The 7,003-nt window shown below is 34.3% G+C and carries 6 protein-coding genes; 2 read left to right on the top strand and 4 right to left on the bottom strand.

Annotation, left to right across the window (positions count from 1 at the left end):
• The coding region (gene topB / locus AC1DJR_RS13255; RefSeq protein ID WP_477002785.1) for a DNA topoisomerase III at positions 1-1,966 on the bottom strand (1,966 nt) is incomplete at its 3' end.
• Between the two features lie 437 nt (positions 1,967-2,403).
• On the opposite strand from topB, the gene AC1DJR_RS13250 reads away from it, so the two are divergent.
• Positions 2,404-2,949: a hypothetical protein gene (locus AC1DJR_RS13250; RefSeq protein ID WP_429686785.1), complete on the top strand. Its 546-nt coding sequence runs from the start codon at positions 2,404-2,406 to the stop codon at positions 2,947-2,949.
• 51 nt (positions 2,950-3,000) lie between these two features.
• On the opposite strand, the gene AC1DJR_RS13245 is transcribed toward AC1DJR_RS13250, so the two are convergent.
• The gene (locus tag AC1DJR_RS13245; RefSeq protein WP_477002784.1) at positions 3,001-4,635 is read right to left on the bottom strand and encodes a multicopper oxidase family protein; all 1,635 of its coding nucleotides are present in this window, start codon (positions 4,633-4,635) and stop codon (positions 3,001-3,003) included.
• Positions 4,636-4,753: 118 nt separating this feature from the next.
• Positions 4,754-6,037, bottom strand: coding sequence for an aminopeptidase P family protein (locus AC1DJR_RS13240; protein WP_429686783.1), 1,284 nt, complete (start codon positions 6,035-6,037; stop codon positions 4,754-4,756).
• 190 nt (positions 6,038-6,227) lie between these two features.
• Here AC1DJR_RS13240 and AC1DJR_RS13235 point away from each other — a divergent pair, with 190 nt between their 5' ends.
• Positions 6,228-6,458: a DUF896 domain-containing protein gene (locus AC1DJR_RS13235; protein WP_201066848.1), complete on the top strand. Its 231-nt coding sequence runs from the start codon at positions 6,228-6,230 to the stop codon at positions 6,456-6,458.
• 50 nt (positions 6,459-6,508) lie between these two features.
• Here the strand turns inward: AC1DJR_RS13235 and AC1DJR_RS13230 are convergent, their stop codons facing one another.
• Complete coding sequence (locus tag AC1DJR_RS13230; RefSeq protein WP_477002786.1) at positions 6,509-6,991, bottom strand: CcdC family protein; 483 nt, start codon at positions 6,989-6,991, stop codon at positions 6,509-6,511.
• Positions 6,992-7,003 lie beyond the last annotated feature (12 nt).

Genomic DNA, 7,003 nt, shown 5'->3' with positions numbered 1-7,003 from the left:
GTGTTGTGTTGTAGTTGGAACATCCGTAAAACGTCGACTTATCAATAACATCGCCATCGCATTTTTTACAGTTCCCGACCTTTTTACCTGTTGTAAATTTCGATCCTTTTCGTTCAATCGATTCAACATGTAATCCGGTGAAATCCCATTTCTCCGACATTTCTACCGCRTCTTCAATAATTTTAGCTGAKAGCTTTTTCGTTTGCTCCATAAATGTCGCTGGTGAAGCTGTACCTTCTCCAATTTCCGCAAGGCGTTGCTCCCATTTCGCTGTCATTTCTGGTGAAGCTAGTATTTTATCACCGATTGCGGTAATTAATACTTTTCCTTTATCGGTTGCATATACTTGGTTTTTCTGTACATCTATATATTTACGGTCTTTCAGCATCGTAATAATACCTGCACGAGTGGCCTCAGTACCTAAACCTTCTGTTTTCTTCAATACTTTCTCAAGCTCTTCATTTTCTAAATACTTACCGGCCGTTTTCATTAACGTAATGAGTTGTCCTTCTGTATAACGTTTCGGTGGCTGTGTTTTTCCTTCTTTCACTTTCACCTTTACAACTTTTCCTTGTTCACCTTCAGCTACAATTGGAAGAATCGTTTCGTCATCTTTATCGTCTTGGAAAATAACTTTACGCCAACCTTCTTGAATTTGCTGTTTTCCTTTCGAAATGAACGCAGCACGTTCGTCTACAAGAGTTGTAATCGTTGTGTAATCAAAGATTGCTACTTCATAATGCGCCGCAATCAGCCTTCTTACGATCATATCGTAAATTTTCTTTTCATCACCTGATAGTTTGCTTGGATTTGTCACTTGCTCTGTCGGTATAATTGCGTAGTGATCTGTAACTTTCTTTTCATTCACATAACGCTTATTATTCATAATCGATTCAATTGGTGTTGGCAATAAACCTTTATATTCATCAAACTGACTTAACTTCTGTAAAATATCAGGGAACGTCGCTGCCTCTCCTTGTGTAACATAGTTAGAATCCGAACGAGGGTAAGAGACAATCCCTTTTTGATATAGTGCTTGCGTTATATCAAGTGTCTTTTTTGGTGAAAATTTAAAGGCTTTATTCGCTGTCGCTTGCAGTGCTGATAAATTAAATAAAAACGGCGGCTGAAACTCTTTACGCTCCGTTTTCATTTCTTTTACTACAGCCGGTTTGTTTTGACAAAACGCTGCAATTTTATTTGCCAAATCAGGGTCATTTAAGCGGGACTCATTATCTTTCTCCCATTTCCCCTCATATTTCTTTCCTTCTATATTAAAGGTTGCGAACACTTCCCAAAACGGCTCTGACTTAAAGTTCTCTATTTCTTTTTCACGCTTTACAATGAGTGCTAATGTTGGTGTTTGTACACGACCAGCGGARAACACATCATTCATTCCTTTTTTCTTTAGCAAAATACTAAAGACACGCGATGCATTCATACCAACGACCCAGTCAGCGCAAGATCTTGTATATGCTTCGTAATACGTATTAATCGTATCTGCTTCATCTAGTAAGTTTTTAAATCCTTGATAAATAGCTTGCTTCGTTAAAGATGAAATCCAAAGACGCTTCATTGGCTTTTGCACGTTGCAAAGATTAATAATATTTCTTACAATCAGTTCCCCTTCACGCCCAGCATCGCCCGCGTGAATAATTTCTGTTACCTGTGGATTATGTAACAGCTGTTTCACAACGTTAAATTGCTTATACTTTGACTTCGTTACCTCAAATTGAAAACGCTCTGGAATCATCGGCAATGTATTAAGTGACCATTTCTTCCACTCAGCGTGATAATGTTCTGGATTACATAACTGCGTCAAATGACCAATTGCCCATGTACAGTACGCTCCATTTGGAAATAACTCATTTGCTTCTACTTCTAAATACCCATCTTTCCGGCGATATTTAAACTGTGAAACAAGAGCCAAACCTTGATCTGGTTTCTCGGCAATAATTAATTTCATCTTCTAACTCCCTATCTGTATTCCAGTGTTACTTTCATTGTCTATCTGTTTAGAAGCGATGATAAAACAACCATCTTATTTATCATTCGCGGTTTGCCTCACAAATGGGAGACCTATAATATTATACGCTTATTCTTTATGGCTTCACAATAGAAACTCATTATATAACAATTTCTTTCACATGCTCATAGACAAAAAAGACGCTCAAAATCAAGCGTCTTTTCCATTCACTACTATTTACTTTCATATATTCTCTCAAAATAAAAATACAACAATTCTTTATGAAGCATCGTCCACTAAGAKAACCATCATTATTTGAAAATTATATTGAACTTACCTTTTTTAAATTGTGCAGATAATTTGCAGATATATATTAGCATAAGTACTCTCCATTTGAACATATGATGAAGTGAATGATAGGACAGGGAGGTATCATGATGTTCGCTTATACGTTAACTACCTTAACACTTTGTTGTATCTCGATTATTATTACATCATATATTTCTAAACGTAAGGGTACCCTAATGGAGTATATGGTATTTATTATGTCTTTCAGTATGAGTACGGGTTTAAGTATCGGTTTTTATTTAGGTATTCTCTTTAAAGGAGAATTATTATATTCTACTTTGCTTGCGATTTTGATTAGTGGTTGTATCGGGTTTTTAGTCGGTCTACGGTTTCACCTATTTACTGCTTTAGAAGGAATGTTCTCTGGATTAATGGCAAGTATGATGGGAGCTATGATTACAGAAATGTTAAACGCTCAACAAGCCCACAGTATACTGTTCATTAGTCTTTTACTTACTATAACAATAACTATGTCATGTATAATTCAACTTTTATCAGAAACCTTTTCTACTTTTATCCAACGGCGTTTTTTATTATTACTTTCCATTAGCGTAGTAATTGTTCTTGCTGTATTCGTGACATTCCCAGATCATACTCCCCCATCTTCATCCGGGCACGATCAACATATGCATTAACACTTGCAACGAAAATGAATAAGCAGCTATCCATAGGATAACTGCTTCATATTATTCTGGCTTATTAGGAATGTTAGGGTTTGGAACATAATCAGATTTATAATCTGTATATTTCACTTCTGTTACCATCCCCGCTGAAGCATGGTGTAAATCATGACAGTGGAACATCCATTCACCCGGATTGTCTGCTACAAAGGCTACTTCATATTCTTCTCCTGGTTTTAAGTTCAAAGTATCTTTCACAATTGGAGAACCTTCTACCGGTTTTCCATCTTTACTTAACACCTGGAAGAAATGACCGTGTAAATGTATCGGATGATCGTCCACTTTAGAGCGATTTACTAATTTTACTTTTACTAAGTCACCCTTTTTCACTGAAATTGGGTCAATATCYGGRAATACCTTTCCRTTAATTGTATATACCATTTCATTTCCATTCATTTGCGTATTCAAGTCCATATTATATGTGGCARTATACTGYTGATYTAACGTGAAACTACCTAATTTTTTAGCACCATATTTCGTCATATCTAATTTCGGTAATTTTTCTTTTTCATCTGCTTTGTCTTTCATCTCTTTGCTGCCATCATATTCAATAATAGCTTTCATTCCTTTTGCACCTTTACTTTCTGAATGGTCTTCAACGTACCATTTCCCAGGATTGTTAGCTGTAAATTCAATATCATAACGTTCACCCGGTGCGATTGAAATTACTTTGTCTTTTATAACTTTTGGATTGTTAATTGGTTGACCATCTGTCGCAATTACTTTTATATCATGACCGTGAACATGTATATCATGTGATAGATAACCAGCATTAACGAGTCGAAGACGAACTTTATCCCCTTCATTCACTTTTAACAGCTCTACTAAATCTCCGCTTTTACCATTGATTGTGAATAAGTCATACATACTCATATCATGACCTTCCATCTTCATATTTCCATGGTCCATTCCTGCCATATTACTAGAGTCTTTTTTATCACTGTCCATACCGGAATGATCCATGCCTTTCATATCATCATTCTTTTTCGTATTTTCATTACCCTTAGATTTATTACCTGTTGGCCCTTTTGTCATTTCTTTTAACTGCTTATTAATTTCTTCTTTATCTGTAACCCATTCATCCAACATTAATGTGTAATCCTTATCATATTTTTCATTAGTATCTTCTACAATGAGAGTACCATATAAACCTCTATCTAGTTGATTCACAGAATCTTGATGCGAATGATACCAATATGTTCCTGGTACGTTCGCTTCAAATTCATAGGTGAAACTYTTTCCWGSTTCAACCGCATCTTGCGTCACACCTGGAATTCCATCCATGTTATTTGGGACAGGATACCCATGCCAATGAATAGATACTGGTGCAGATARTTCATTTTTTAATGTCACTTTAACCTTTCCACCTTTTTCCACTCTGATTTCTGGACCTGGGGATGAGCCATTAAATGTCCAGACTGGAACAATAACACCGTTACTTAGCTTTTTCTTTTCTTCTTTCGCTACTAAAGTAACTTCTGGYCCTTTTAYAACTTTCAATGGTTTTGTAGCMGTTTCAGTCTGTKYTGYTTTTTTATCRTYCATATTTTTATGATCATTTGTTGTATTTGTGGTCGCAGAACATGCAGCAATTAAAGATATTACGGAGATTGTAACTGCTGTTAATACAAATCTCTTCATGGAAAATCCCTCCTTTTTCTTTTTCAAGATTATTATAGAAGACAATTTTCAAGAAAATATGGAGATATAAAATGWGCAAAATAAAAAGACGCCCAAAATTGAGCGTCTCTTCTAATTATTATTTCGTAACAACTTCATCTTCTTTTACATTTACATTATTTTCACTCATAAATTCTTCAATCTCTTCAACTTCTCTAATAATATCTTTTGACAAGTTTTCATAGCCATCTTTTGTTACAAGAATATCATCTTCAATACGAATTCCAATTGATTCTTCTTCAATATATAGACCAGGTTCAATTGTTATAACCATACCTTCTTCTAATACTCTATCTTTGTATGTTCCTACATCGTGAGTATCTAAACCAAGGAAATGGCTGACACCATGATAGTAATATTTAGATAGTTCCTCGTCTTCTTGAATTAAACCAATTGCTTTACACTCTTCTGCTAGTACTTTTTTTGTATGCTCATTTAATGCAGTAAACTTTAATCCTGGCTTAATAAGCTCAGTTGTTTCTTTCAATGCTTTTAACACTATATTATATATTTGTTTTTGGCGACTAGAGAATGTTCCACTAGCTGGGAATGTGTAACTAATATCAGCGTTGTAGTAATCTTTTTGAGCACCTAAATCGAGCAGCACTAAATCACCATTTTGAATTTGTGCATCATTATCTTCATAATGAAGGACTGTAGCATTTTTACCACTCGCCAAAATTGTATTGAATGCATGATGTTTAATTCCAGATGATTTAAGCGTAAAATCAAAATGAGCTTCTAATTCATATTCCATCACATCTGCTTTTGCATGCTTCAGCACGTTATAAATACCCTCTTTAGTTACAGCAATCGCTTCTTTAATGATTTCAATTTCTTCTTCCGTTTTAAACACTCGTAATTCACAAATATACGGATATACATTACCAATTAAAACGTGTGGATACTGTTCTCTTACATATTTAGCAAACGCTAACGTTTTCGTCTCAGTACCCTTCCACTCACGACGCTCTAAATCTAAATACAGATGCTTCACATTTTCTGTGAAAAGTGTATTTGCCATTGTCTTCTCAAAGCTTTCTATATATACAACTTTTTTTATGCCTGAAATTTGTTCTGCATCTTCTTTAGAAACTGTTTTACCGTCCCATTTTTCCATTACTGGATCTGATTTTTCAATGAAAAGAGTTTCTTCCACACTATTTCCAAACTTTTTCAACATGAAAATAACATTTGGCTCATCGATTCCCGTTAAATAGTAAAAATTTCGATTCGGCACAAATTTATAATGTGCATCGGCTGACATATGAGGTGCTTGCCCAGCAAATAAAATAGTAATAGATTCATCCGGTAATGTGTTTACTAATCGTTCTCTATTTTGAGCAAAAAATGTTGATTTCATAATAATCCCCCTAGCGTTCTATGTATGTTTGTAAAGCTAATTGTCCTCTGTTATTCATTTTATTATTGTTATAATTTTTCGTCAATTTTTAACCTTTCAGATGGTGTTGACATAATAAAAATTAAGCGTTAAAATAACTATACATTAGTAAGTAACTAATGTAATTAAATCTAAATAGAGGTGAAAACAAATGAAAAACATTTTATTCCGCATTAACGAATTATCAAAAAAAGAAAGAACATCTGGATTAACRGTTGATGAAAAACAAGAACAACAAATGTTGCGTCAAAACTATACAAAAACATTTCGYGGRAGCTTAGATTCCATTTTATTAAACACAAAAATTGTCGATTCAAATGGTTTTAATGTTACACCAGTTGCATTACAAGACGCTCAAATTCGTTTGAAATTAAGCAAATGAAATCAAAGCTAAATAAACAATTGTATAAAACATAAAAAGAGCTGGATTTCCTATATAGAAATYCCAGCTCTTTTTATTGTCTTTTCTAATTTAGTAAACGAGCGATACATCGCAATTCTCCACGATACAATCATCGCAAAWGCGAGTAAGAAAAACATYCCRCTTAAYTGKGYTAAATCAATCGATTGACTTAAATATGACTTTAATCCCACACGTACAACTAATAAACCAACTAAAATAAATATGAACGCTTTTGAAGGTTTCATATATATATCTTCGCCTCTTATTTCAAACTTAGTTGTTTTAATAAGAAATATAGCGAAAATCAGTCCTACGGTAATTGCTTCTACTATCTCTAATGATGTTAACCGAAACTCTGGTAAGAAGTACATCATAGCCCCAGTACTCATAAAAAATGGTGGTAATATAATTTTCTTTTTCGTTACCGGTTTTTTCGCTGCTTTAAAACGTAGAAACATTACTCCAACAGCCATACAAACTGCTACAACACTTGATAAAAGTGCTATATTCATATTCTCCACTCC

Source organism: Bacillus sp. 05T31, assembly GCF_056396725.1.
This window is presented reverse-complemented; position numbering and strand designations above follow the sequence as displayed.

Excerpts from the sequence above, each read along its gene's own strand:
- AC1DJR_RS13250 (WP_429686785.1), top strand. The coding sequence starts at position 2,404 with ATGTTCGCTTATACGTTAACTACCTTAACACTTTGTTGTATCTCGATT.
- AC1DJR_RS13240 (WP_429686783.1), bottom strand. The coding sequence starts at position 6,037 with ATGAAATCAACATTTTTTGCTCAAAATAGAGAACGATTAGTAAACACA.